General features: G+C 39.4%; 24 protein-coding genes and 1 other annotated feature. Of the genes, 22 read left to right on the forward strand and 2 right to left on the reverse strand.

Going from position 1 to position 25,193, the window contains the following annotated elements; all coding sequences use genetic code 11:
• The first annotated feature begins 56 nt into the window (after positions 1-56).
• The 10 genes from rlmD to LACDD01_RS10230 all read left to right on the forward strand — a co-directional run bounded on the left by rlmD (position 57) and on the right by LACDD01_RS10230 (position 10,093).
• Positions 57-1,562, forward strand: coding sequence for a 23S rRNA (uracil(1939)-C(5))-methyltransferase RlmD (rlmD, locus tag LACDD01_RS10185; RefSeq protein WP_061414949.1), 1,506 nt, complete (start codon positions 57-59; stop codon positions 1,560-1,562).
• Positions 1,563-1,596: 34 nt separating this feature from the next.
• Positions 1,597-2,106 (forward strand): GNAT family N-acetyltransferase, encoded by a 510-nt coding sequence (locus LACDD01_RS10190; protein ID WP_019293307.1) that lies wholly within the window; start codon positions 1,597-1,599, stop codon positions 2,104-2,106.
• A 1-nt stretch (position 2,107) separates the two neighbouring features.
• The gene (locus tag LACDD01_RS12470) at positions 2,108-2,362 is read left to right on the forward strand and encodes an MmcQ/YjbR family DNA-binding protein (protein WP_231863440.1); all 255 of its coding nucleotides are present in this window, start codon (positions 2,108-2,110) and stop codon (positions 2,360-2,362) included.
• 152 nt (positions 2,363-2,514) lie between these two features.
• Complete coding sequence (locus LACDD01_RS10200; protein WP_003133144.1) at positions 2,515-2,763, forward strand: DUF1912 family protein; 249 nt, start codon at positions 2,515-2,517, stop codon at positions 2,761-2,763.
• 124 nt (positions 2,764-2,887) lie between these two features.
• On the forward strand, positions 2,888-3,502 hold the full coding sequence (locus LACDD01_RS10205; protein ID WP_046401022.1) for a FusB/FusC family EF-G-binding protein: 615 nt from the start codon (positions 2,888-2,890) through the stop codon (positions 3,500-3,502).
• A gap of 33 nt (positions 3,503-3,535) precedes the next feature.
• Positions 3,536-3,706: a binding site (T-box leader), on the forward strand.
• Between the two features lie 91 nt (positions 3,707-3,797).
• On the forward strand, positions 3,798-6,440 hold the full coding sequence (locus LACDD01_RS10210) for a valine--tRNA ligase (RefSeq protein WP_019335768.1): 2,643 nt from the start codon (positions 3,798-3,800) through the stop codon (positions 6,438-6,440).
• Positions 6,441-6,588: 148 nt separating this feature from the next.
• Positions 6,589-7,935, forward strand: coding sequence for a glucose-6-phosphate isomerase (locus LACDD01_RS10215; RefSeq protein WP_003133148.1), 1,347 nt, complete (start codon positions 6,589-6,591; stop codon positions 7,933-7,935).
• Between the two features lie 98 nt (positions 7,936-8,033).
• Positions 8,034-8,573, forward strand: a complete 540-nt coding sequence (rsmD, locus tag LACDD01_RS10220; RefSeq protein WP_061414970.1) for a 16S rRNA (guanine(966)-N(2))-methyltransferase RsmD — start codon at positions 8,034-8,036, stop codon at positions 8,571-8,573.
• Positions 8,563-9,060, forward strand: a complete 498-nt coding sequence (gene coaD / locus LACDD01_RS10225; RefSeq protein WP_019291941.1) for a pantetheine-phosphate adenylyltransferase — start codon at positions 8,563-8,565, stop codon at positions 9,058-9,060. Before rsmD ends, coaD begins: the two co-directional genes overlap by 11 nt.
• Complete coding sequence (locus tag LACDD01_RS10230) at positions 9,050-10,093, forward strand: SepM family pheromone-processing serine protease (protein WP_019293303.1); 1,044 nt, start codon at positions 9,050-9,052, stop codon at positions 10,091-10,093. Before coaD ends, LACDD01_RS10230 begins: the two co-directional genes overlap by 11 nt.
• A 31-nt stretch (positions 10,094-10,124) precedes the next feature.
• Here LACDD01_RS10230 and adhE read toward each other — a convergent pair whose 3' ends face one another.
• Positions 10,125-12,818, reverse strand: coding sequence for a bifunctional acetaldehyde-CoA/alcohol dehydrogenase (gene adhE / locus LACDD01_RS10235; protein ID WP_019335773.1), 2,694 nt, complete (start codon positions 12,816-12,818; stop codon positions 10,125-10,127).
• Positions 12,819-12,973: 155 nt separating this feature from the next.
• Positions 12,974-14,014 (reverse strand): lactonase family protein, encoded by a 1,041-nt coding sequence (locus LACDD01_RS10240; protein ID WP_019291938.1) that lies wholly within the window; start codon positions 14,012-14,014, stop codon positions 12,974-12,976.
• A 272-nt stretch (positions 14,015-14,286) separates the two neighbouring features.
• Between LACDD01_RS10240 and rpsB the strand changes: the two genes are divergently transcribed.
• The 12 genes from rpsB to LACDD01_RS10300 all read left to right on the forward strand — a co-directional run bounded on the left by rpsB (position 14,287) and on the right by LACDD01_RS10300 (position 25,051).
• Complete coding sequence (gene rpsB, locus LACDD01_RS10245; protein ID WP_003133158.1) at positions 14,287-15,060, forward strand: 30S ribosomal protein S2; 774 nt, start codon at positions 14,287-14,289, stop codon at positions 15,058-15,060.
• A gap of 76 nt (positions 15,061-15,136) precedes the next feature.
• A complete protein-coding gene (gene tsf / locus LACDD01_RS10250; protein ID WP_061414952.1) occupies positions 15,137-16,165 on the forward strand; it encodes a translation elongation factor Ts in 1,029 nt (342 codons plus the stop codon).
• A gap of 214 nt (positions 16,166-16,379) precedes the next feature.
• On the forward strand, positions 16,380-18,110 hold the full coding sequence (gene ezrA / locus LACDD01_RS10255; protein ID WP_017369501.1) for a septation ring formation regulator EzrA: 1,731 nt from the start codon (positions 16,380-16,382) through the stop codon (positions 18,108-18,110).
• Positions 18,111-18,256: 146 nt separating this feature from the next.
• Positions 18,257-19,363: a ribosome biogenesis GTPase YqeH gene (gene yqeH / locus LACDD01_RS10260; RefSeq protein WP_029343497.1), complete on the forward strand. Its 1,107-nt coding sequence runs from the start codon at positions 18,257-18,259 to the stop codon at positions 19,361-19,363.
• Between the two features lie 2 nt (positions 19,364-19,365).
• Positions 19,366-20,601 carry a GTPase HflX gene (gene hflX / locus LACDD01_RS10265; RefSeq protein ID WP_061414955.1) on the forward strand — a complete coding sequence of 412 codons (1,236 nt, stop codon included), beginning with the start codon at positions 19,366-19,368 and terminating at the stop codon, positions 20,599-20,601.
• 14 nt (positions 20,602-20,615) lie between these two features.
• Complete coding sequence (yhbY, locus tag LACDD01_RS10270; RefSeq protein WP_017369498.1) at positions 20,616-20,924, forward strand: ribosome assembly RNA-binding protein YhbY; 309 nt, start codon at positions 20,616-20,618, stop codon at positions 20,922-20,924.
• A gap of 3 nt (positions 20,925-20,927) precedes the next feature.
• Complete coding sequence (locus tag LACDD01_RS10275) at positions 20,928-21,521, forward strand: nicotinate-nicotinamide nucleotide adenylyltransferase (protein WP_003133170.1); 594 nt, start codon at positions 20,928-20,930, stop codon at positions 21,519-21,521.
• On the forward strand, positions 21,514-22,107 hold the full coding sequence (gene yqeK, locus LACDD01_RS10280) for a bis(5'-nucleosyl)-tetraphosphatase (symmetrical) YqeK (protein ID WP_019335775.1): 594 nt from the start codon (positions 21,514-21,516) through the stop codon (positions 22,105-22,107). Before LACDD01_RS10275 ends, yqeK begins: the two co-directional genes overlap by 8 nt.
• A 26-nt stretch (positions 22,108-22,133) precedes the next feature.
• The gene (gene rsfS / locus LACDD01_RS10285) at positions 22,134-22,493 is read left to right on the forward strand and encodes a ribosome silencing factor (RefSeq protein ID WP_003133173.1); all 360 of its coding nucleotides are present in this window, start codon (positions 22,134-22,136) and stop codon (positions 22,491-22,493) included.
• Positions 22,494-23,225, forward strand: a complete 732-nt coding sequence (locus LACDD01_RS10290; protein WP_019291521.1) for a class I SAM-dependent DNA methyltransferase — start codon at positions 22,494-22,496, stop codon at positions 23,223-23,225.
• On the forward strand, positions 23,213-24,298 hold the full coding sequence (locus LACDD01_RS10295; RefSeq protein WP_019293673.1) for a nucleotidyltransferase: 1,086 nt from the start codon (positions 23,213-23,215) through the stop codon (positions 24,296-24,298). Before LACDD01_RS10290 ends, LACDD01_RS10295 begins: the two co-directional genes overlap by 13 nt.
• 39 nt (positions 24,299-24,337) lie before the next feature.
• On the forward strand, positions 24,338-25,051 hold the full coding sequence (locus LACDD01_RS10300) for a YebC/PmpR family DNA-binding transcriptional regulator (RefSeq protein ID WP_017369493.1): 714 nt from the start codon (positions 24,338-24,340) through the stop codon (positions 25,049-25,051).
• The last annotated feature ends 142 nt before the right edge of the window (positions 25,052-25,193 follow it).

Consider the following 25,193-nt stretch of genomic DNA (forward strand, 5'->3'; position numbering starts at 1 on the left):
GAGAATCCTTGGATTTTAGTGGTCCAATTATAGGGAAATTATGTTAAAATTGGGATATGATTAATCTGAAAATTGGACAAAAAATCCCACTCAATATCGAGCGTATGGGTATCAATGGCGAAGGAATCGCCTCTTACCATGGGCGCTTGGTATTTGTGCCTTATGCACTGCCTACAGAAGAAATTTTGGCAGAAATTACAGAAAATGCCCGCAATTTTTCACGCGCAAAAGTTGTCAAGATAAATAAAAAGTCAAAATACCGTGTTAAGCCTGAAGATCGTGTTTACCATGAGCTGAGCGGCTCACACATCATGCATCTTGCTTATCCGCAACAATTAGAGTTTAAGCGTGATTTGCTCCGTCAAGCTCTTGAAAAATACCGTCCAACAGGTTGGAAGAAGTACGAACTTCGGCCAACACTTGGTATGGAAAATCCTTTACGTTACCGTAATAAGTTGCAATTCCAAGTGCGCCGTCTAAACAATGGCGATGTTATTGCTGGATTGTACAAAGAAGGCACACACCATTTGGTGAATTTAGAGAATTGCTTGGTCCAAGACGAAGTCATTCAAAATATCGCTAATCGTATTTGTCGCTTGATTGAAAAATACAATTTACCTGTTTATGATGAGCGTAAAGTCATGGGGATTCGCACAATCGTTGCGCGACGTAGCCAAAAAACAGGTGAAGTCCAAATTATTTTCGTGACATCTGCACGCATTAGTCTAGATGGACAGGTTTGGCCTGCCCCACGTGAAGAGCTCTCAAAACGTCAACGCAAAGACTTGGTGAAGATGGATAATATTTTATCTGACTTGACGGAAGAGTTCCAAGAGATTGTTTCTGTATCGGCCAACTTCCATCCGAAGAAAACCAGCGAAATTTATGGTGACCGTACACAGATGCTTTTTGCGGAAAAAGAAACGATTACCGAAGGCGTTTTGGATTATGACTTTGAGTTGTCACCACGTGCTTTTTATCAACTCAATTCAGAACAAGCTAATGTGCTCTATGGTGAAGCTGTACGTGCGCTAAATCCGAAAAAAGATGACCGTGTGATTGATGCCTACTGTGGCGTTGGGACAATCGGTTTTGGTGTGGCCAAGAAAGTAAAATCTGTCCACGGAATGGATATTACGCCAGAATCTATCGCAGATGCTAAAATCAATGCAAAACGTCTTGGCTTTAAAAACTGTCACTATGAAGTAGGTAAGGCGGAGCGTATCATTCCTAACTGGTATAAGTCAGCCCATAGAGCCACAGCCCTTATCGTTGATCCACCGCGTACAGGATTGGATGATGCTTTGTTGGAAACAATCACCACTTATACACCAGAAAAACTGGTTTACGTGTCTTGTAATGTTTCAACATTGGCAAAAGACTTAGTGATTCTTTCGCAATTTTACAGCATCGAATATATCCAATCTGTCGACATGTTCCCACATACAGCTCGTACTGAAGCGGTAGTGAAAATGCGTAAACTTGCCCAACCTTTGGCAGCACCTTTCCGTGCGGAAAAACCAAAGCAACAATATGACAAGCCACGTAGAAAAAGAAAATAAAATAGGGCGTTTAGTTTGAGCGGGGAGAAAAAACATGATTTATTTAAGAAAGGCAACCACAGCAGATATCGTAGCTATTATGCCGATTATTGCTCAGGCGCGTGAATTTTTGGGCAAATCAGGCAGCGATCAATGGCAAGCAGAGTACCCCGCACAAAGTGATATTGAAAATTTTCTTCATAAAGCTGTAGGTTACGTTCTGATTGTAGATGAGAAAGTTGCAGGTTTTTGTGCGGTTATTACTGGAGAAGATACACAATATACGAAAATTTATAATGGCAAGTGGTTGAATGATAGCTTGGACTATGTCACTGTCCATTGTTTAGCACTATCCGACCAATATCGTGGTTTGGGTCTGACAAAATATCTTTTTTCAAATATCTTTACTTTGATGCAGGCACGCGGTTATAATGATTTCCGCGTGGATACGCATCCAGCTAATGCAGTGATGCAGGCAGTCTTTGAACGTGAGGGCTTTGAAAAGCGCGGCATGGTTTTCTACGAAGGAGATCGCTTCGCTTATCAACTCCTTTTAGGAGAATAAGATGGATAAAGAAAACTGGCTAGAGTTTTGCTTAGCGCTTGGTCCAACTTTTGCAGATACACCTTTTGCAAAGATGGAAAAAGGGCCAGCGACGATTGTAGTGAAGCATCTAAAAAATAAAAAATCTTTTGTCTACATCTCGGAGCGTGACGGCGAGCTTGTTTTGGCTGTCAAAGGTTTACCTTCAGTCAATGAGGAACTGCGTGAATCTTTTGTCTCAATACGACCAGCTTGGCACATGAATAAAATACACTGAATTTTAAAACAGGGAATAAAAAACTCTGTTTAGGTTCAATTGAATAAAACGCACTGGAATGATATTCATTTTGGTGGTGACGTTTCAGAGAAGCAAGCGAAACAGATGATTGAGAACAGTTATCATTTAATCAAACCAAAAAGAGAATAAAAATGGAATATAAAGAAAAATTTTTAAAAGATTTTAGTGAGTGGGTGGACCAACAGGTTCAACTTTCAGAAATTGCAATGAAAGCCGCAGAAAAAATTGCGCATGAAGATAAAAAAATTGAAGCAAAAGAAGCAGCTATTCGTTATGAAAGTCGTCTCGATGCCTATCAATTTATTCAAGGGAAATTTGAAAACTATAAAGCAGGTAAAGATTTCCACGACGTACCAGACTTAGGTACCAAAACTTTTTAAGTAATAAGGAGGGTTTTATGAAATTAAATCCTATGGTTGGTAAACAAGTGCGAGTAACTGCTCTCGCGTAAGTTTACCGCTAAGTTAACAATATTCTCACTTAGCGGATAGTTAAGGAGAAAAAATGAAAGCATATGAATACAACAGAATAAAATACCTTACCTTTGACCTCATCAATGTCTACCATTCGGTTAATGATAAAGCCACGGTAGAAGCAGTTTATGCTCAAACTGTAGCTGAAATAGAAGAGCTCTCGAAAGCAAAAGAAGTCGGGGACTTTTTAGAGAGAATTGCTGACAGTAAAACAACTAAAGAGCAAGCAGAACGAGATTTGCTCCATTTAAAGAATTTAGTTGAACCTTTTGCCTTACCATCTGAAAGTCAGATTAAAAAGATTTTTAGGAAGGTCAAAAAGCTTAAAGTTCCAGCTCAAGCATCTTGGGACATGAAAGAACTCACCTATTTTGCTTGGAATGAAATTTCCAGTCAGCGAAAATATATCGTGACAAGTGACGGACGAGGTTTTTATGGGACGACTTCTGGAAGTATAAAAAATATCTGTGCGATTTGTCAAAAAACAAGCCAAGTGACACAGTTTTTAGCAACCACTAAAAGAGGTTCTGATGGTACCTATACTAAGAACGGAACATATATCTGTGTTGATAGTGTGAACTGTAATCGACAAATGCAAAAAATAGAAGGTTTAGAGCATTTCTTAGAAATAATCAAAGAACGCTGAGCGACCTTGCAAAAAACTGACAAATCTGATAGAATAAAAACACTAAATGAGGAGTAACAAGTCTAGTCTTTGAGAGAGAAATCGGTCGCTGTGAGATTTCAGATGAAACTTGTGAAGGTTGCATTGTGGTCAGTTAAATAAAATTAAGTGTCTGCTTTAAAAAAGGCAGGAATTTAGGTGGTACCGCGCGTGAGCGTCCTATTTTGGATGTTTAGGTGCGGTATTTTTTTATTGACATACTCTTGAACTTCTCCCTCGACATTATTAACTGTTTTCATACCGAAAGGAAAAATAAATGACAGAAGAATTATCAACAAAATTTAATCCTGCTGAAGTCGAAGCAGGGCGCTATGAAAAATGGCTCGAACAAGGTGTTTTTGCCCCTTCAGGGGACAAAAAAGCAAAACCCTATAGTATCGTTATCCCACCACCAAACGTAACAGGGAAGCTCCATTTAGGACATGCTTGGGATACAACCTTGCAAGATATTATCATCCGTCAAAAACGTATGCAAGGTTTCGATACCCTCTGGTTGCCAGGTATGGACCATGCAGGAATTGCAACGCAAGCCAAAGTGGAAGCGCGTTTAGCTGAAGATGGTATTTCCCGTTATGATTTAGGCCGTGAGAAATTCTTAGACAAGGTTTGGGAATGGAAAGACGAATATGCCTCAACCATCAAAGAACAATGGGGTAAAATGGGTATCTCTGTTGATTATAACCGTGAACGTTTTACTCTAGACGAAGGTTTGTCTGCTGCAGTCCGCAAAGTTTTTGTTCAACTTTACAAAAAGGGCTGGATTTACCGTGGTGAGTTTATCATTAACTGGGATCCAAAGGCCATGACTGCGCTCTCTGATATTGAAGTTATCCATAAGGATGTCGAAGGTGCCTTCTATCACATAACTTATCCTTTGGCGGATGGTTCAGGTGCACTTGAAGTAGCGACAACGCGTCCAGAAACTTTCTTTGGAGACACTGCTGTTGCTGTTAACCCAGCAGATGAACGTTATGCCAAATACATTGGTCAAAGTGTTATTCTCCCTATCATTAACAAAGAAATTCCTATTGTTGGTGACGAACACGCAGACATGGAAAAAGGGACAGGTGTGGTTAAAATTACCCCTGCCCATGATCCTAACGACTTCTTGGTTGGTCAACGTCATAACTTGCCACAAGTTAATGTAATGAATGCTGACGGTACAATGAACGAGCTCACAGGCGAATTTAATGGTATGGATCGTTTTGAGGCCCGCGAAGCTATCATTAAAAAATTAGATGAGCTCGGCAACTTAGTTAAAGTTGAGAAAATGATGCACTCCGTTGGGCACTCAGAACGTACAGGCGTAATGGTTGAGCCTCGCTTATCGACACAATGGTTCGTTAAGATGGAAGAGTTGGCTAAAAATGCAATCGCAAATCAAAAAACAGAAGATGCTGTTGAGTTTTATCCTCCACGTTTTAACGACACTTTCCTCCAATGGATGGAAAACGTACACGACTGGGTTATTTCACGCCAACTTTGGTGGGGACATCAAATTCCTGCATGGTACAACGAAGCTGGCGAAATGTATGTTGGCGAGGAAGCCCCAGAAGGTGAAGGTTGGGTTCAAGATGAAGACGTACTTGATACATGGTTCTCTTCAGCCTTATGGCCTTTCTCAACTATGGGCTGGCCGGATGAAAAGGCAGAAGACTTCCAACGTTACTTCCCAACATCGACATTGGTTACGGGCTACGACATCATCTTCTTCTGGGTTTCGCGTATGATTTTCCAATCACTTGAGTTTACAGGAAAAGCACCATTTAATAATGTACTTATCCACGGTTTGATTCGTGATGAAGAGGGACGCAAGATGTCCAAATCTTTGGGGAATGGTATTGACCCAATGGATGTGATTGAAAAATATGGTGCCGATGCTTTGCGTTGGTTCTTGTCCAATGGTTCAGCTCCTGGACAAGATGTGCGTTTCAGCTACGACAAAATGGATGCAGCTTGGAATTTCATCAATAAGATATGGAATGTTTCACGCTATATCTTGATGAATGCAGGAGATATCACAGCAGAAGAAATTTCTGCTCATCTTGACCAAGTGGCAGCGAAAACAGCAGGTAATGTTACCGATCGCTGGATTCTCACACGTTTAAACGATACAATTGCGCGCGTTACGGAACAAATGGATAAATTTGAGTTTGGTGTTGCAGGTCATATTCTGTATAATTTCATTTGGGATGAGTTTGCCAACTGGTATCTTGAGTTGACTAAAGAAGTAATGTTTGGCGATGATGAAGCAGAAAAAGACGTCACACGTTCAGTACTTGTGCATGTCCTTGATCAAGTGCTTCGTCTGCTGCACCCAATCATGCCTTTCTTCACAGAAGAAATCTTCGAAAAACTTCCGACAGCTGAAGGCAAATCTATTGTGGTATCTGAATATCCAGAAGTACGTCCAGAATTTGATGATGTAGAAGCTGGAGATGGTGTTGCCATGCTCATTGAAATTATTACAGCTGTACGTAATATTCGTGCGGAAGTGAATACGCCTTTATCAAAAGCCGTGCCAATGATGATCAAATCAGACAAAGAAGCCTTCCTGAACAAGGTAGCGCCTTATATCAAACGCTTCACTAACCCAAGTGAGTTAACTATTGCAGCGGATGTGACAGCACCAGAACAAGCCATGTCAGCAGTTGTTACTGGTGCGGAAATCTACCTTCCATTAGCAGGCTTGATTAATATCGAGGAAGAAATTGCTCGTCTCAATAAAGAACTAGACAAATGGCAGAAAGAACTCGATATGGTTAACCGTAAGCTTTCTAATGAAAAATTTGTGGCAAATGCCAAAGCAGAAGTTGTAGATAAAGAACGTGCTAAATTAGCAGACTATCAAGAGAAGTTTGAAAGCACACAAGCCCGTATTGAAGAGTTACAAAAATAGTTTATGAGACGTGGAAAAGTTCCTAATTGTGGGAACTTTTTCTTTTTGGTATAGATAGGTTTACAATATCTTAAATTTTCATTTCTTGTTAAACCTATGGAAAAGTGATAAAATAAACAAAGAAAAAAACTCTAAGGAGAGATATAAGATGGCACATATTAAATTTGACTATTCTAAATTGAAACCATTTGTAGCTGATAAAGAACTTGACGAAATTCAATGGCAAGTTGATGGCGCAGATAAACTTCTTCGTGAAGGAACCGGTGCTGGTTCTGACTTCATCGGTTGGTTAGATCTTCCAGAAGACTATGATAAAGAAGAATTTGCACGCATTCAAAAAGCAGCAAGCAAAATTCAATCTGACTCAGAAGTTCTTATTGTTATCGGTATCGGTGGTTCATACCTTGGTGCCCGCGCTGCAATTGACTTCTTGAACAACAGCTTTGTTAATCTTCAATCAAAAGAAGAACGTAAAGCACCACAAATTCTTTATGCAGGAAATTCAATTTCTTCAAGCTATCTTTCAGACTTGGTAGAATATGTGGCAGATAAAGATTTCTCTGTTAATGTTATCTCTAAATCAGGAACAACAACTGAACCAGCAATTGCTTTCCGTGTCTTTGAAGAACTTTTGGTTAAAAAATATGGCCGTGAAGAAGCAAATAAACGTATCTATGCAACAACAGATAAAGAAAAAGGTGCCGTTAAAGTTAATGCTGATGCAAACAACTGGGATACTTTTGTTGTGCCGGATTCAGTTGGCGGACGTTTTTCAGTTTTGACAGCTGTTGGTCTCTTGCCTATCGCAGCATCAGGTGCTGATATTACAGCTCTTATGGAAGGTGCTAACGCAGCGCGCAAAGAATATACAGCCACAGACGTACGTGAAAATGATGCTTATGCTTATGCAGCGCTTCGTAATATCCTTTACCGCAAAGGTAAACTTTCAGAAATCTTGATTAACTATGAGCCATCATTGCAATACTTCTCAGAATGGTGGAAACAGTTGGCAGGTGAATCTGAAGGCAAAGACCAAAAAGGTATTTATCCAACATCAGCAAACTTCTCAACAGACTTACACTCATTGGGTCAATTTATCCAAGAAGGTACACGTTCTGTATTTGAAACAGCTATTCGTGTTGAAAAACCACGTAAGAACATTAACATTCCTGAACTTGAAGCAGATCTTGATGGTCTTGGCTACTTGCAAGGTAAAGATGTTGACTTTGTCAACAAAAAAGCAGCTGACGGTGTTCTCCTTGCACACACAGATGGTGACGTTCCAAATATGATCGTTACTTTGCCTGAGCAAGATGAATTCACTTTAGGTTACACTATCTACTTCTTTGAGCTTGCAATTGCGATCTCAGGCTACTTGAATGGTATCAATCCATTTGACCAACCAGGTGTTGAAGCTTACAAACGTAACATGTTTGCACTTCTTGGCAAACCAGGATTTGAAGAATTGAGTGCTGAATTGAACGCACGTCTTTAATCAAAAATGAGATAAAAACAAAAACCACAGTACATCATTGAACTGTGGTTTTTTTGATGCTTGTGGGCGAAGAAGACACAGTGTGCTATAATAGAACAATGAGAGTTGTAGCAGGAAATTATGGTGGTAGACCACTGAAAACATTGGCAGGAAAAACAACACGTCCAACGACAGACAAAGTTAAAGGAGCAATTTTTAATATGATTGGTCCATATTTTGAAGGTGGACGAGTTCTGGATTTATTCTCAGGTTCGGGTTCGCTTGCTATAGAAGCTGTATCACGTGGGATGGACAATGCTGTAATGGTTGAAAAAGACCGTTCAGCACAGCTGGTGATTGCAGAAAATATTAAGATGACCAAGGAAGAGAAAAAGTTTCAACTTCTTAAAATACCAGCAGAACGTGCTTTGGCTAATCTTTCTGGACAGTTCAACTTAGTTTTATTAGACCCACCTTATGCGAAAGAAAGTATTGTTGCTAACCTAGAAGAAATGCAGAAAAAAAACTTGTTGGCAGATGATGCTGTCGTGGTTTGTGAGACGGATAAGGAGGTCACACTTCCGGAAAATATCGGTCACTTGTCGTTAAGTAAAGAAAAAGTATATGGAATTTCAAAGGTAACCATCTATGAAAGATAAAATCGGTTTATTTACGGGCACTTTTGACCCGGTCACAAAAGGCCATCTTGATATCATTGAACGTGCCAGTAAGCTTTTTGATAAGCTTTATATCGGTATTTTTAAAAATGAAGCTAAAAATCCTTTGTTCAGTCTAGAAGAACGTGTAGCTCTAATCGAAACAGCCTTAGCAGATTTACAATTAACCAATGTGTCAGTCATTGCACATGCGAGTGATCTGACAGTAAATATTGCGGAGAAACTTGAGGTAACAGCGCTTGTTCGGTCCGTTCGCAATGCGGCTGATTTAGACTATGAGAAAAATATGATTTACTTTAACCGTGAAATGACAGGGATCGAAACCATCTTACTGACTGCAAAACCAGAACTCGAAAATATTAGTTCTACCCGAATGCGTGAACTTTATCATTTTGGTCAAGACCTAAGTCGATGGTTACCTGCAAATGTTATTGAAACATTGAATGAGAAAAAAGCACATGAAAAATGAAAAAATAAAAAAGCATAAAAAACTAAAGCTATTCTTTGCCATCGCGCTACCGCTTCTTATTGTAGTGGGTTTATTCTTCCCCTTACCTTACTATATCGAGCAGCCAGGAGGAACCATTCCAGTTAACCAAATGGTTGATGTTGCAGGGAAAAAAGACGAACATAAAGGCAACTTTTATTTAACGACAGTTGAAATGGTTCGCGCCAATGCAGCAAGTATGCTTTATTCCAAGTCGAACTCTTTTGCCACTGTTGTGAGTAGTGAAGAGATGACGGGTGGAATGACCAATCAGCAATTTGACTTGGTCAACCAGTTTTATATGCAGACAGCGCAAAACACGGCTATTTATCAGGCCTTTAAGTTGGCAGGGAAACCTTATGAGATGAAGTATCAAGGTGTTTATGTTTTGAGCATCACTGAGGATTCAACCTTTAAAAATGACTTACAACTTTCAGATACGATAACGGCAGTTAATGGACATACTTTCAAATCTTCAACTGAGATGATTGATTATGTATCGCAACAAAAAGTTGGGGATAGCGTTACCATCAAATATACACGTGTGGATGGCAGTAATCATGAAGCCACAGGTAAGTACATTAAGTTGAGTAATGGTAAAACAGGGATTGGTATTGGTTTAGTAGATCATACCCAGGTTGTGACAGACCCTAAAGTTAAAATCGATGCTGGAAGTATTGGCGGGCCAAGTGCTGGTATGATGTTTACCTTGGAAATATATAGCCAAATCACAGGCAAAGATTTACGTCAAGGACGCGAAATTGCAGGTACTGGAACGATCAATGAGGATGGCAGCATCGGGCAAATAGGTGGCGTTGATAAAAAAGTTGCTACAGCAAGTAATGCGGGCGCAAAAATTTTCCTTTGCCCAGATGAAACGGAAGAACAGACAAAGGCTTCTGGTACAACAAATAACTACACAGATGCGCTTGCGGCAGCTAAAAAGTTGAATACAGATATGAAAATTGTACCTGTAAAGACGATTCAAGATGCGCTAGATTATCTCGAAAAATAAAAAAAGCTGTAATTTACAGCTTTTTTTATGCTTAATATTGATCTTGTAAGAGTGTTTTAAGCTCTGAAATACTTGGCTGGCGTGGATTTCCAGGTGTGCATTGATCATCATAAACAAGGTTTGCAAGCTTATCGAGTTCACGCTCCAAGTGGTTTTTATCAACACCATTTCCTGATAGAGTGACATCGATATCGATGCTGTCCGTCAATTTTTTAATTTCCTTAATAAGTTTGTCTACGAGTTCCGCATCATCTTTACCTGTAAGACCAATATAACGCGCAATTTCAGCGTAATCTTCTTGGGCACGGTAAATCTCATAACGTGGGTATGGTGTACGTTTAACGTTTCCTGTTACAGCGTTAAATTTAATGACGTGAGGCATAGCGATAGCGATAGCTAAACCATGTGGTAATTCAAACTCACCACCCACTTTGTGGGCTAGGGAGTGATTAATACCGAGAAATGCATTGGCAAAGGCCATACCAGCTAAGGTTGCTGCATTGTGCATATTGGCGCGTGCGACTTGTCCTTCTTTAGAAGGCTTTGATGGGTCGTAGTGATATGAGGTTGTCAAATTATCAAAGATTAACTTAATGGCACGAAGTGATAATGGTTTAGTATAATCCGAAGCCATGACTGAAACATAGGATTCAAGCGCGTGACTGAGGGCATCAATACCTGACCAAGCCACAGTACGTTTTGGCACGGTCATAACAAATTCAGGGTCAACAATAGCTACTTGAGGTGTAAGTTGATAATCAGCTAAAGGATATTTAACATGGGTTTCATCATCGGTGATAACAGCAAAGGGCGTTACTTCAGAACCTGTACCAGAAGTGGTCGGAATACATACCAATTGCGTTTGATCTTGATGCGGGAATTTGACGATACGTTTACGAATATCGATGAATTTTTGCGCCAACTGCTCAAATAGAGCTTTTAGTGCAACGTCATCATTGAGGTCAACCTCTCCACGAACAGAGTATTCATAAATCAAGCGGCCAATTTTTGCTGCATCAAGTGGAGAACCACCGCCGAGTGCGATAACTGTGTCAGGTTTAAAATCAGCCATTTGTCGAGCAATTTCAATCGCTTGTGAAAGTGTTGGGTCAGGTTTTACAGAACCATATATTGAAGTTTGAACTTGTGTTTCACGAACGGCCAATTGCTCAAGCATGTGGTCGACAAAGCCAAATTGCAACATGCCGTGGTCTGTGACGACAAAAGCACGCTCGATATTAGGCATTTCTTGTAGGTAAGAAATAGAGTTGTTTTCGTAGTAAATTTCTTTTGGCAGACGAACCCACTGTGGGCGATTACGACGACGTGCCACTGTTTTGATATTCAATAGATCATATGTACTCAAATTGTGTGAGATTGAATTTTTCCCCCATGAACCAGTTCCTAAAGTCAGCGATGGACGCATTGCATCAGTATAGATATCACCAACGCCTCCAATAGAATCTGGTTGGTTAACTAATATACGTGCAGCACCAATAGCATCAGCATATTCTTTCACAAAAGGATCGTCTTGTGCACCTATCTGGATAGCCGCATTATGCCCAGCGCCTTGATAAGCCAAAAGTTTCTGAACGATGGCGGTACCATTTTCGCGTGAGGTAGATTTGTAAATTGACAAAAGCGGGCTAAGCTTTTCAGAAGAGAGAGCTTCACCAATGTTTTTTTCTTCCAATTCAAAGAGAAGAACATCTTTTCCTTCAGGTACTTTTACGCCTGCTTGTTCAGCAATCCATGGGCCAGGACGGCCGGCAACTGGACCAGTTACTCCGAAGCCCTCACCCGCACGCTCAACAAAAACAAATTTTTCGATGGCTGAATAATCTTCCTTTGGAACATTGTAAGCACCGTGAGCTTGAAGTTTTTCGAGGAATTCATCGTAAATTTCTGCAGCAACTACAGCAGAGTTTTCGGTAGCGCAAATCATGCCATTATCAAAACGTTTAGAAAGTAGCAGGTCTTCAACTGCACGATCCACATTTGCAGTAGCATCAACGAAGACGGCACCATTACCTGCGCCCACTCCTAGTGAAGGGTTGCCTGACTTGAGTGCTGCGTTAACCATTCCGGGTCCACCTGTAGCTAGAATAGAAGCAATACCGTGGTTTTGGATAAGTGCAGTAGTGTTGTAAAGACTTGGATCTTCAACCCATTGGATAAAGTTCTCAGGTGCCCCAGCTTTTAGGGCAGCTTCGTAGACAATACGTGCGGCATGAGAGGAACAATTTTGGGCTTGAGGATGAAAGGCGAATACGATAGCATTTCGTGTTTTTGCTGTTAAAAGTGATTTGAAAATTGTTGTAGAAGTAGGGTTGGTTGTTGGTACAATTCCTGCAAGCACACCCAAAGGGGCTGCAATTTCTACTGAGCCAGCAACTTTGTTCTCGCTGATTACTCCTACTGTTTTATCATTTTTAATTGAATTATAAACAGATTCTGAAGCAAAGCGGTTTTTAGTATCCTTATCCTCAACGATTCCTCGCCCTGTTTCATTATGAGCTTCGTGCGCAAGTTCAAGGGAATGTTCGCTTGCCGCTAAGGCCATTGCTGCGACAATTTTATCTACTTGCACTTGTGTGTAGCCTTCAAATTGTAAAGCGGCTTGATGTGCTTTTTTGACAAGACCGTCTGTATATTGCTCTGCTTTTTCCGCAAGTACAGCTTTATCAGCGGTTGTTAGTTCTTTTTTGGTATTCTTGCTTGACATATTTAAATTTCTCCTTTGTGAAATTTATCACGTTATTATTTTAACAAACTTTGAAAGTGCTGTCAAATAATATTGTGTAAAACCACACAAACTTTTTTTGATAAAATACTATCTGCATTTTAATGATAAAAAAACCGCCTTAAGGGCGGTTTTCATTAGAGTGTTGGTAAAATACATGTGCCCTCTGGGCTATAAAAATCTTTTTGCTTAAGTGTGAGCATTCCTGTTTTCCTATTACGGCGGAAAAGACTAATATTATCGCTATCTTGATGTGCTACGATAATAAAATCTTCTGTACTGTTGAAATTGAAATCGCGGGGCGTTTCCCCTTCAGTTTTTACAATATCTTCTAAAGTTATCTTTGTCCCTAAGGGGCTCACACTGTAGATGGCGATAGAATTATGTCCACGATTTGAAGCATAAAGAAATGCACCATCGGAAGAAAGACGGAGAGCAGATGCGCTCTTTGTGCCTTCAAAATCTACTGGAAGAGTACTGATTGTTTCCAGTGCAGCAAAGCGTCCTTTTTCTTCATTATAGCTGAGAACAGTTACAGTAGAAGAAAACTCACCAATAGCATAAGCAATCTTACCATTGGGATGGAAAGTAAGATGACGTACTCCAGTACCTGCAGGCATACGATAGAGGCTTACAAGAGAGAGCTTGCCTTCTTCACCAACAACATCGTAAACTGTAATCTCATCTGTACCCAAATCACAAGTAACTAAGCGTCCGTCAGGTGTAAGATCTGTGTAATGCACGTGAGGGCGTTCTTGGCCAGGGTGTACTTTTGATCCCTCGCCTTCATGTTTTACAGTGTCTGTTAAGGTAAGCGACCCATCTTTTTGAATTTTGTAGACACGGATTTCCCCTAAGTGATAATTGGCACCGTAAACAAAACCACGTTTATTATCAACGGCTACATAGCACAGAGGTGCGCCAACACTAGTAACATAGTTGAGAAGCTCTGTTTTACCTCTTTTATAGCTGAGAGCAGCAATACCGCCACCATTTTCATCTGCAGCACAAGTGTAAAGGTGTTGTTTTGTTTTGTCCAAAGCAAAATAAGTAGCATTTTGAACATGAGCAACTTCAGTTAGATTAGAAAGTTCTTCCTTTGCAATATCTAGGTCAAAACTATAAATCCCCTTTGATTCACGCTTAGTGTAACCGCCAACTAGAATTTTTTCACGCATATCTTGGCTCCTTTAACATTTAATATTCGTATAATTATTTTATCATAAATGAGCGTTTTCAGGAAACTAAATCTCTCGGAATTTGTGAAGACAGGACAGTCAACAAAATGACACAACAAGCTCTTGCAATAAGGGAGTGTTTAGTGTATAATAGTACTGTTGTCTATGGGCAATAATTTCACATTTTGACTTGACAGTGTCGTAGTGCACTTGTGTAGCGGCATTGGCTGACAGTTAAAAGAGGAAAAACTATTTTAAAAGGAGACATTAATATGTCAGTTATTTCAATGAAACAACTTCTTGAAGCTGGTGTTCACTTCGGTCACCAAACTCGTCGTTGGAACCCAAAAATGAAACCATACATCTTCACAGAACGTAATGGTATCCACGTTATCGACCTTCAAAAAACAGTTAAACTTGTTGACGATGCTTACAACTATGTACGTAACGCTTCATCTGAAGGTGCTGTAGTACTTTTTGTTGGTACTAAAAAACAAGCTTCAGAAGCTGTTAAAGAAGAAGCACTTCGTGCTGGTCAATACTATGTAAACCACCGTTGGCTTGGTGGTATGCTCACTAACTGGAATACTATCCAAAAACGTGTAGCACGCCTTAAATCAATCAACAAAATGGAAGAAGACGGAACTTTCGAAGTATTGCCTAAGAAAGAAGTTGTTCTTTTGAACAAAGAACGCGAACGTCTTGAAAAATTCATCGGTGGTATCGCTGACATGCCTCGCATCCCAGATGTGATGTACGTTGTTGACCCACACAATGAACAAATCGCTATCCAAGAAGCTCAAAAATTGGGAATCCCAGTTGTAGCAATGGTTGATACAAATGCTGACCCAGATCCAATCGACGTTATTATCCCAGCAAACGATGATGCTATCCGTGCAGTTAAATTGATCACTGCTAAAATGGCTGACGCTATCATCGAAGGTCGTCAAGGCGAAGATTCAGTAGAAGCTGAACTTGCGGTTAAAGATACTGCTGCTTCAGAAGAATCACTTGAAGAACTTGCTGAAATCGTTGAAGGCAAATAATTTGTAATGAATAATACAGGCGAGGCCCTACGCCTCCCTGTTTTTTTATAAAATATAATAATAGGAGAATTATACAATGGCAGTAACAGCAGCTCAAGTAAAAGAATTGCGTGAAAAAACTGGTGCAGGTATCATGGATGCTAAACGTGCACTTGTTGAAACTGATGGAAATATGGAAGCAGCCGCTGAGCTCCTTCGTGAAAAAGGTATTGCGAAAGCTGAGAAAAAAGCTGACCGTATCGCCGCTGAAGGTTTGACAGGTATCGCTGTAAATGGTAATACTGCAGCACTTATCGAATTGAACTCAGAAACAGACTTCGTTGCTAAAAATGAACAATTCGTTGCCATCGTTAAAGAAACAGCTGAACTTATTGCAGAGAAAAAACCTGCAACTAATGAAGAAGCTTTGGCTTTGACAACTGCAGAAGGTATCAGCCTTGAAGATTCTTACACACAAGCTACAGCGACAATTGGTGAAAAAATTTCATTCCGTCGTTTCCAACTTATCGAAAAAACAGATGCGCAAACCTTTGGTGTTTACCAACACAACCAAGGTCGTATCGGTGTAGTTACAGTTGTTGAAGGTGGAGATGCTGAGCTGGCTAAAGCAGTTGCAATGCATATCGCTGCGATGAATCCAACTGTTCTCTCTTACAAAGAGTTGGATGCTGAGTTTGTTCATGATGAGTTAGCTAAATTAAACCACACAATCGATGAAGATAACGAAAGCCGCAAATTGGTAAACAAACCAATGCTTCCACATCTTGCCTACGGATCACGTAGCCAATTGACTGAAGAAGTTCTTGCAAATGCTGAAGTAGAAATGAAAGAAGAACTTTTGGCTGAAGGTAAACCAGAAGCGATCTTGGGTAAAATCATCCCTGGTAAAGTTGCAAAATTCATCATTGATAACACTAAAGTCGACCAAGCCTACACACTTCTTGGACAACTTTATGTTATGGATGACAGCAAAACAGTAGAAGCTTTCCTTGAGTCTAAAGGTGCTAAAGTTGTAGCATTCACACGTTACGAAGTGGGTGAAGGTATCGAGAAAGCAGAAAATAACTTCGCGGCTGAAGTTGCTGAAGCAGCAGGTCTTGCTTAATTATAAAAAAACAGTTCATTAGAGCTGTTTTTTTTATGACTATTTGTGTGAAGCGCTTCTTTTTCATGGTTTTAAACTTATAGTGTGTGTAATCTAAAAAATGTAGAAAAGTGATGTAAAATCAAATATAATGTGCTATAATAAAGAGTGAAACTTTGTATTTAAAAATAAGTTTAAATAAAAAGATAAAATTACCTAAAGTTTTGGAGAGAAGATGTCAAGTACAATAATTATTCTTTTGGGCGTTCTCATAGTGATTGTCGTTGGATTCTATGTATTTTCAATGGTAATGCGTAAGAAAACAGAAAATCGTATTCTTGAGTTGGAAGAGCGCAAAGAGCTGCTTTTTGATTTACCTGTGCAAGAAGAATTAGATGCCGTCAAGAAGATGCATCTCGTTGGACAGTCACAGACCATTTTCCGTGAGTGGAACCAAAAATGGATTGATTTGTCATCAGATTCATTTGCTGATTTAGAAAACCATATTTTTGAAGCTGAGCAATTGAATGACTCCTTCCATTTTTTCCGTGCACGTGAGTCTGCTGATGATAGCGAAGCACAAATCGAAGTTATGGAATCTGAAGTCGAAGCGATTCGTGCAGGTGTTGCAGAGCTGGTCGAACAAGAAAAACGTAATTCGACAAAAATTCAAGAATCTCTTGACCTTTATGAAACACTCCGCGATGAAATCACTGATAACCAAGAAAAATATGGTACAGTTATTGACGAAATTAACCGTCACTTAGCAAACATAGAAACAGAATTTTCACAGTTTGTTACGCTTAACTCAACAGGGGATCCGATTGAAGCAGCCGAAGTGTTAGAAACTGCGGAAGAACATACAATTGCTTTGCGTGCAATTACAGAGCAAATCCCAGACTTGCTTGTTGTTGTCGATAAAGAGTTGCCAAAACAAATTGAAGAGTTAGAAGAAACAGTTCATAAGTTCGAAGAGGAAGATTACGTACTTCCTGCAAGTGTTAACCTTGAGAATGAAATGAAAGCTATCCAAGATGATTTGGAGGAAGCTAAAGCCCTTCTTGACAGTTTTGAACTTGAAGCAACGGAAGCCCGTATTTCTTCAATTAATGACCGTATTAACGGTATTTATGACATTTTTGAGCGTGAATATAAAGCACGTCGTAGCGTAGAAAAACGCGTCAATATTCTCCGAAGCTATATCGAACACACACGTGCAAACAACAAAAACCTCTTGTTAGAAATCGACCACACGATGCAGTCATATTTGCTGTCTGACAATGAAAAAGCAGCTGTACGTAGCTACTCTGAACATCTTGATATCCTCGAAGGGGAAGTTGACAGTGTGCTTGAAGCAGTTAAAGAAAAACAAAAACCTTACTCTGCTTTAGGTGGAAATGTAAATTCAATCATTGAAGCTTTGGAAGATATCGAAAAGAACCAAATTAGTATTAGTGAAGGACTTGCTAACTTACGTGAGCAAGAAAAAGTTGCACAAGAAGCTGCTGATCGCTTTGACTCAGAATTACGCATCATCAAGCGTTATGTGGAAAAACGTAACCTTCCAGGTTTACCGAAAGATTATTTAGATCTCTTCTTTGCGACAAGTGAGCGCTTAGAAGCCCTCTTTAAAGAATTAGGTAAAGTACGTATTAATATTGATGTAGTGAACCATCAACTTGACACATCTACTCAAGATATGGAAGCCTTGAAAGATGCAACAGATGATTTAGTAGATCATGCCGTTCTTGCAGAACAGTTGATGCAATATGCTAATCGTTATAAAGCAAGTGATGAACGTATTGCTGGAGCCATTGCTCGAAGCTTACAACTCTTTGATCGTGCGCGCAACTATGATGGAGCTTTTAACGAAATTTCAAACGCTCTAGAAATGGTTGAACCAGGAGCAGCAGAACGTATTGCAAATGTATACAATAATCACAAAGAAAAACCAGATTATCGTTAATAAAAAGACGTAAGGAAACTTACGTCTTTTTATTTTATATCATTTTAAAATGTCCTTTCCTAACAAGCTCAAGTCTCGAATAAAAGCACAAATGGTTATTGTATGAAATATGTTATAATAGGCCTATGAATGAAACTGAAAATATTATGGAAGAATTGCATTGCATTGGCTGCGGTGCATTGATTCAAACAAAAGATAAAAATGCCTTGGGTTTCCTGCCTGCAGGAGCGCTAGCGAAAAGAGGAGAAGATGACGCACTGTACTGTCAACGTTGCTTCCGCCTTCGTCACTATAATGAAATCGCTGATGTCAGCTTGACAGACGATGATTTTTTGCGCCTTTTGAGCGAAATCGGTGAGCATGATGCGTTAATCGTGAATGTTGTTGACATCTTTGATTTTAATGGCTCCTTAATCCCAAGCTTGCATCGTTTTACGGGCAATAATGACCTTCTCTTAGTAGCCAATAAGAAAGACATTCTGCCGCACTCATTAAAAGTTGGTAAAATGAGCGCTTGGCTCAAGGAGCAAGCAAAGAAAGCTGGTCTCCGTCCTCTTGATGTTCTTGTAACTTCAGCTAAAAATCAAGATGATGTTCGAGAACTCATGGAAAAAATTGAGAAAATGCGTAAAGGTCGTGATGTTTACGTAGTTGGTGTAACGAATGTAGGTAAATCTACATTAATTAATGCCATTATCAAACTTGTCACAGGGGATGACAATGTCATTACCACTAGCCGTTTTCCAGGGACGACTTTAGATAAGATTGAGATTCCTCTTGATGATGATAGCTTGCTTATTGATACACCGGGGATTATTCATCGTGGACAAATGGCGCACTATCTTGAAGCAAAAGACCTGAAACTCGTTTCACCTAAAAAAGAAATCAAGCCTAAAACTTATCAACTTAATGCAGGGCAAACTCTATTTTTAGGGGGGCTTGCACGTTTTGACTATATACAAGGTGAAAAACAAGGGCTTACTGTTTTTTGTGATAATGAGTTAGATATTCATCGTACAAAATTAGAAGGAGCTACTGAATTTTATGAAAAACATGTGGGTGGTTTACTTCAACCGCCACGTGCGAAAAATCTTTCGGACTTTCCAAAACTCATCCGTAAAGAATTTTCTGTCAAAGAAAAATCAGATATTGTCTTCTCTGGTCTAGGATGGATTCGGGTTGCGGAACGTGGCGTTGTGGCAGCATGGGTACCAGAAGGTGTAGACGTAGTTCTGCGTAAGGCATTGGTATAAGTATGATAAATCTAGAAGAAAAACAAGAACGTGTCTTACTCGCTGGCGTAGAGACCTTTGAAAATAGCGAAAATTTTGAAAGCTCGATGCTTGAACTTGCTGAACTCACAAAAACAGCAGGGGGGATTGTGATTGATGCCTTTACACAAAAGCGGGACAAATACGATACTAAATTTCTGATTGGAACCGGCAAGCTTGAACAAATGAGGTGGGCAATTGAAGTCGGAGAAATAGACACGGTTATTTTCAATGACCGTCTGACACCTCGCCAAAACATTAATCTGGAAGAAGCTTTAGGAATCAAAGTTATTGATCGGATGCAATTGATATTGGATATTTTTGCATTGCGGGCGCGGTCTCATGAAGGGATGCTTCAAGTCGAACAAGCTCAGCTTAGCTATTTGTTACCACGCTTGGTCGGCCAAGGTATCATGCTCAGTCGTCAAGGAGGAGGTATCGGCTCCAAAGGTCCTGGTGAAAGTAAACTTGAAACAGACCGTCGTTATATTCGGATACGTATTGAAAATATAGATAAACAGCTCCAAAAAGTTGAAAAAACCCGTGAAACGATTCGGAAAAAGCGTAAAGAAAGCTCTATCTTTAAAATCGGATTGATTGGCTATACGAATGCCGGGAAGTCAAGCATAATGAATGCTTTGACTGAAAAAACGCAATATGAAAAAGATGAACTTTTTGCTACACTAGATGCAACAACCAAGTTGGTAAAAATAAAAGAGGATTTTACAGTCAGTCTTACAGATACAGTTGGTTTTATTCAAGATTTGCCGACGGAGCTGATTAAGGCATTCAAGTCGACTTTAGAAGAGTCGACTCATGTGGATTTACTCATCCATGTCATTGACGCGAGTAATCCCCATCATGAAGTCCATGAAAAAACAGTCCAAAAATTGATGGAAGAAATGGATATTCAAGGTATTCCTGTGTTAAATGTCTATAATAAGATGGATATTGCTAAGGATTTTGTACCTACTTTGACACCAGCAGTACAGCTTTCGATTAAGTCAGACGAAGGTGTCCAGTGGTTGCGTACGGCAATTTTAGAAAAATTGCATGAGCTCTTTGTTGCTTTTGAGTTAGATTTGCCTTATGCAATGGCTTATAAACTACCTGAACTGAAAAAAATAGCCATGGTCAACGAAGTTGTTGAAGGTGAAACAGCTTATAAAGTTAAAGGGATCATTGCTCCCAGCATGACCTGGAAGCTGGATAATTATTAGAAAAGAGAATTAAAATGGAATTAACTGGAAAACAAAAGCGTTACCTGCGAAGCCTCGCAGTAAATATTCGCCCCATAGTTCAAATCGGAAAATCTGGACTGTCGAACGAAATTCTTACAAGTATTCGCCACGCTGCAGATGCGCGTGAATTAATTAAAGTTAACATCTTACAAAACTCTGATGAAACTGCCAAAGATGTTGCAGCGATGATTGATGAAATGGGGCTCAACGTTGTCCAAATTATCGGACGTAATGTAGTAGTCTTTAAGGTTAGTGATCGTAAAGAAAATCGTAAAATTTCAGAAGATGTAAAAAAGGTATAAGTTATGTCGCTTGAACTTCTAACACCTTTTACTAAGGTGGATCTACAAGAGGAAAATGCTCGTGTTCGCCGTGCCATCGGTCTTTTTTGGGGAAGTTTCAATCCTGTACACATCGCACATTTAACAATCGCTGATCAAGTGCGTCAGCAGCTGAATTTAGAACAAGTTGTGTTTCTTCCGGAACATAATACCGATGGGCATGTTACCCGCATGTTAGAGCTAGCACTGGAAGGAAAAGAAGGTCTTGTATTGAACAAATGCCGCTGCCAAGCAGATGAAGGCATATATGAAACAGTAAAGGCCCTCAAGGAAGAACATCCCGATACAGATTTTTACTTTATCATTGGGGGAGATTTAATCAATAGTTTACCAAGTTGGAAAAATATTGAGCAACTTTTAGAATTAGTACAGCTGGTTGGCGTACGTCGACCACGCTTCCGCGCGGGGACAAGTTATCCTATTTTGTGGGTGGATGTACCGGGAATGGATATCTCTGGTAATATGATACGTGAACAATTTAGCCGAGGGCTTGTTCCAAATTTCTTGTTAGCACCCAAAGTACTTGCTTATATTAAGAAAGAGGGACTTTATGTTTGATTTTTATCCAGAAGTAAACTTGTCAAGAGAAGAACTACTTGCGAAGATAAAAGCTCAAATGTCTGAAAAACGTTTCCAACATATCCTAGGAGTAGAGAAAGCAGCAGTTGCACTTGCTGAAAAATATGATGTAAATGTGCATAAAGCAAGTCTTGCTGCTCTGTTGCATGATTACGCAAAAGAAACAGCAGATGACATCTTTTTAGAACTGATTGAAAAGTATAACTTGAATCCTGATTTGAAAAATTGGGGCAATAACATATGGCATGGTACAGTGGGCATCTATAAAATGCAAGAAGATTTAGGTTTGAAAGATCCCGAAATTCTACATGCAATCGAGGTGCACACTGTAGGGGATGCAGCGATGTCTGACTTAGCAAAAGTACTTTATGTGGCGGACTATATTGAAGAGGGACGTGATTTCCCGGGTGTTATTGAAGCGCGAGCTATCGCGGATTACTCTCTGAATATGGCAGTTGCCTTTGAGACAATGCGACTTATTGATTATCTGGCTGAACTTCGTGTAAAAATTTACCCCCAAAGTATCGAAACATATAACGCATTTATCAAATATCTTAAAAAATAATAATAAAAATAGAAAATAGGAATAAAATGAATTCAAAACAATTACTCGAAACAGTTGTAAAAGCAGCCGATGATAAAAAAGCTTTAGATATTGTAGCACTTGATGTCGCTGCTGTGTCAGGCGTTGCAGATTATTTCGTTGTCCTTGAAGCAATGAATACACGTCAGATTGATGCGATTGTTGATAATGTCGCTGAAGAAGCAGATAAGCTTGGTGTTCAAGCAGCAGGTCATATTGAAGGAGATGCGCGTACAGGATGGGTTTTAGTTGACTTAGGTGACGTGATTGTCAATGTTTTTGACCATGATTCACGCTTGCGTTTTAACTTAGAGAAACTATGGTCAGATGCACCACTTGTTGATATTAATGAATGGATTTCTGAATAAATGACGGCTTCTTATGAGGAATTTGCCCGGGTCTATGATTCCGTAATGGATGAGGAGCTCTATGACTTGTGGTTTGAGTTTAGTCAAAGACATTTTCCAGCAAAAACGCAAAATATCATGGAATTGGCATGTGGTACAGGGATTCTCTCGATAAGATTTAGTCAAGCAGGCTATGAAGTAACCGGTGTTGATTTGTCAGAGGAAATGCTGACCATTGCAGATAAACGTGCACGTCAGATGGGGGCAAAAATTACTTTTGCTGCCGGAGATATGCGTGAATTATCAGGAGAAACCACATTTGATGTTGTGACTTGCTATTCGGATTCGCTTTGTTACATGTCGAATGCTTCTGAAGTTCAACGCGTTTTTGATGGTGTTTATAATTCTTTAAATGCGGAAGGTGTGTTTATCTTTGATGTCCATTCGACATATCAAGTGGATTCGGTCTTTCCAGGTTACTCTTATCACGAAAACGATGAAGATTTTGCTTTTCTCTGGGATTCTTTTGTAGGGGATTACCCTCATTCAGTCGTCCATGAATTGACTTTCTTTGTTAAAGATTCCGATGGAAAATTTGTGCGTAAAGATGAAGTACATCAAGAGAGAACGTACCCAATAAAGGAATATTTGACAAGACTTCAAAAATTTTCTAAAGTAGAAGTATATGCTGATTTTGAAGATGAAAAACCTGAAGAAGAAAGCTTACGTTGGTTCTTTGTATGCAAAAAATAATAGGAATTGTTGCTGAGTTCAACCCTTTTCACAATGGACATAAATATTTATTAGATCAGGCAGGCGATGGTATAAAAATCGTTGCCATGTCTGGTAATTTTATGCAAAGGGGTGAACCGGCTCTTTTTGATAAATGGACAAGAGCTGAAATGGCTCTAAAAAATGGTGCAGATATCGTGGTTGAGCTTCCTGTCATGGGAGCTGTCCAAGCTGCTGATTTTTTTGCACAGGCAGCAGTGGATATTCTTGATAAAATGGGGATTGGTGAACTTGTTTTTGGTTCGGAGTCTACCCTTGATTATCAAAAAATCGTGAATCTTTATGAAGAGAAGTCAACCGAAATGGAGAACTTCATTAAAGATTTACCTGATACATTGAGTTATCCCGAAAAAACTCAGATGATGTGGCAGAAATTCTCAGGCTTACATTTTGATGGAAATACACCCAACCATGTCCTGGCTCTTGCTTATGCCAAAGCCAGTGCGGGCAAAGATATAAGACTACAAGCCATTCAGCGTAGTAACGATTTTCATTCTCGTAGTTTATCTGGTGAAATTGCTTCAGCAACAGCTATTAGAGCAAATATCGACCAACAAGATATTTTGAATTTTGTGCCGGAAAATTTAAAACAACTCTATCAGCACCCCAGAGTTTCTTGGGATAATTATTTCACTTTGCTTAAGTATAAGATAATCTCCCATGATTTGAGCCTTATTTTTCAAATGAATACAGAGTTGGAAAGTCGGATAAAAACAGCCATCAAGCAAGTGAATACTGTCGATGAATTGATAGAGGCAGTGCATACAAAACGATATACTAGAGCACGTGTAAGACGGCTTTTGACCTATGTTTTATTGGATATTCCACGTGATTTTCAGTTGCCTCAAAACATTCATGTTTTAGGTTTTACAAAGCAAGGACAACAACATCTGGCTAAAGTGAAGGATAAGCTTGTGACTCGCATTGGAAAAGAATCATGGGACTTACTTACGCAAAAATCAGATGATATTTATCAATTAGGAAATCGTAATTTTAAAGAACAGAACCATGGGCGCAAACCATTGATTTTGTGATATAATATTTAAGAATAAATTGAAAATAGGAGGTGTCCCATGGGACGCAAATGGGCCAATATTGCCGCAAAAAAATCAGCTAAAGACGGAGCAACATCAAAAGTTTATGCAAAATTTGGTGTTGAAATATATGTAGCCGCAAAGCAAGGGGAGCCAGATCCAGAGTCAAATACCGCGCTCAAGTTTGTTATTGAACGTGCGAAACAAGCACAAGTTCCAAAGCATGTTATTGATAAAGCGATTGACAAAGCTAAAGGTGGAGCAGAAGAAGCTTTCGTTTCTGGACGATATGAAGGATTCGGACCGAATGGATCAATGATTATCTGTGAAACGTTAACTTCAAATGTAAACCGTACAATTTCTAATATCCGCACAATTTTCCATAAAAATGGTGGGAATATTGGTGCGGAAGGTTCTGTAGGCTACATGTTCGATAATACAGGTGTGATCGTCTTTGCTGGTGATGATGCTGACGAGATTTTTGAATATTTGATTGAACAAGAAATTGACGTCCGTGATGTTTCTGCGGAAGAAGGACAAATTATTGTTTATACAGAACCTACAGATTTACACAAAGCAATTGCTGCTCTCAAAGAAAAAGGTATTACTGAATTTACAACAACTGAACTTGAGATGATTGCACAGAGCGAAGTTGAACTTTCTGGTGAAGATTTAGAAACCTTCGAAGGTTTGGTAGATGCTTTAGAAGACGACGACGATGTTCAAAAAGTTTATCATAATGTGGATATGTAAATAAAAAGATGGCCAAGTGGCCATTTTTTATTTACATAACGATGTTCTTATCTTAATTAACTGGAAATCACAAAAAAAATAAATGGCGTAAAGCCCAGTAAATGGGGGATAAACCGAACAAAGGTAAAATTTTTTAAAAAAA

The organism is Lactococcus sp. DD01 (assembly GCF_001578715.1).
Lineage (GTDB): Bacteria > Bacillota > Bacilli > Lactobacillales > Streptococcaceae > Lactococcus > Lactococcus petauri.